General features: G+C 61.4%; 2 protein-coding genes. Both read right to left on the reverse strand.

The window, feature by feature from the left end; all coding sequences use genetic code 11:
* Positions 1-715 (reverse strand): DUF5682 family protein (locus ABX749_RS29860; protein WP_372899249.1); only part of this gene is annotated, 715 nt, incomplete at its 3' end.
* Positions 716-949: 234 nt separating this feature from the next.
* Positions 950-2,119 carry an AAA family ATPase gene (locus ABX749_RS29865; RefSeq protein ID WP_372899250.1) on the reverse strand — a complete coding sequence of 390 codons (1,170 nt, stop codon included), beginning with the start codon at positions 2,117-2,119 and terminating at the stop codon, positions 950-952.
* Between the last annotated feature and the right edge of the window lie 211 nt (positions 2,120-2,330).

The following is a 2,330-nucleotide window of genomic DNA, read 5'->3' on the forward strand; positions in this document are numbered from 1 at the left end:
CGGCAAGTTCGGCTTGATCACGGTCGTCGGAGGCGTCAACGACGTCGGGCAGCAAGACCGGCGCGTGAAAGGCGCCGACGATGGCCACCGTTTTCCCATCGCTCTCGCGGATCGCCTGACGCATCGCGGCTTCGCGAAGCAAATCGCGCGGCGAGGGTTCATGATCGTCCTGCCGGACCGCCCAACCGAACGTCAGCGCCGCGCGGCGGATGATTTCCGGGTCCGCGTCGCAACCGGGCGATTCCACCAACCGCTGCCACAAATCACCGACATCGCTGGCACCGACGCGTCGTTTTAATTGCGACAGAACGTCGACCGACTCGGTCGCTTGGCTCGACGGCGTCGGGTGGAGTTCCGATGCGGCAGACTTGGATTTGACCGACACCGAAAGATCGCAGGCACGGACGGAAACGCCGTTGGCCGACGCCCAGCGGATCGCGGCAAACTCGGGTGAAAAATCGGCCAGCGGATAGAACATCATGCCGCCGTCGGGATCGACCGCGGAGATCGCGATTGGGGCCTGCGTTTGTGGATCGGCGATGTACTGCATCCAATCGGATAGATCCGACGGCAGCTCGATCAGGATCGCATCGGGCGCAAAACGATCCAACAGCACCGGCATCGCACGGGCCAGCATCGCCGAATGATGACGCACCCCGATCAACAACGGTTCGGTACATTGATGCAACGCGGTGCAGCAGGCGAAGGGGTCCATGAAGTGTCTTTTAAGATTGGGGAATCAAGGGCCCGTAGGCTCGCGCCCAAAGCCACCTGTGTTGGCACCAAGCTGGGTGTTCTATGTTAGCGGTAGGGCGCGAGCCCTCCGGTCTTTCGAGGTGTTTGAACGCTGGGACCGGACGGCTCGCGCCGTTCCGCTAACTCCTTCAGGGTTTCAACGCTGGGACCGGACGGCTCGCGCCGTTCCGCTAACTGCTTCGGTCGCGTTGCTTCACATCGTTTCATCCAGCACGCCGCGCATTTCGCTCAACTTTGTCCACAGCGGTTCACCGTTTTCCGCGCGGCGTTGGACGGGACCGTCCCAGTATCCGAGCAATCGTTCACGGTCTTTCGCGTCGTCTTTGAGCACGACACCCAGCAGGTGTCCGGGCATCCGCGAGACGGGATCGAATCCGGAAGGGAAGAAGGCGCTTTCGCGCATGATGGCGGTGGCCACCGCGACCGCTTCGGCGGTGCTCATCACCGTGCTCGGCCGATTGACCTGCCAGCCTTCGTCGGTGCGTCCACTGCGAAGGTCGCGAAACACCGTGACCAATAGCTCGATCAACGACTCGTCGATCGGTTTGTCGCTGCCCGATTCATGCAGCAGCGCGGCGGCGCGGGAGGACACCAATTGACATTCACGCTGGGCATCGGAAATCGGCGCAATGGTTTCGAAATTGAATCGCCGTTTTAAGGCCGCCGACATTTCGGACACGCCCCGATCGCGTAGATTGGCCGTCGCGATCAGCGAGAATCCGGGCGCGGCGAAGACACTGGAATCTTCGTCACCGAGTTCGGGCACCATCATGCGTCGTTCGCTCAAGATCGAGATCAACGCGTCTTGGACTTCGGGCAAACAACGTGTGACTTCTTCGAAGCGGACAATCTTTCCTTGCCGCATCGCTTGCATGACCGGCGACGGCACCAGTGCTTCGGGCGTCGGGCCGCGATCGAGCAACATGGCATAGTTCCAGCCGTAACGGATCTGGTCTTCGGTCGTGCCGGCGGTACCCTGAACCGCCAACGCGCCGGTGCCGCTGATCGCGACGGCCAACAATTCGCCGAGCATCGACTTGGCGGTGCCGGGTTCACCGACCAACATCAGCCCACGCTCGCCGGCCAGCGTGACGACGCAGCGTTGGATGATGTCGCGGGGTCCAACAAATTTTTCGCTGATCGCCAATGCGGTCGACTTTTTGGTGCCGACCTTTTGGCCGTCGGTGCCACAGATGAAATCGACGATCGAAGCCGGCGAGAGCAGCCAACCGTCGGGGCGAGGATTGGAATCCGCATCACGCATCACCGCCAGCTCCTCCGCATAGCGAATCTCCGCCGGCGGAGCTTGGATCTTTCGCGTCGGTGGGGATGTTGCAGAAGAAGCCGCTTTCTTTTTTGCCATGGGCGATGGTGTGTGGTTCTGGGTCGGTGAGTGATCGAAGGCGATTTTACCGTAGTTTCCACGCCAGCGGCGTGCCACAACATAGCTGACGTTCCATGCCCATCTTGTCCACTACCCGGGGTGCGCTCTCGCGGCCCGGGCTGTGTTGTTGCACCGCGCAGAATGTCGATTCAATGTCTGACGGATATGGCACCCTTCTCCCCCGCAAATC

Source organism: Stieleria sp., assembly GCF_041595215.1.
Classification (GTDB): Bacteria; Planctomycetota; Planctomycetia; order Pirellulales; family Pirellulaceae; genus Stieleria; species Stieleria magnilauensis.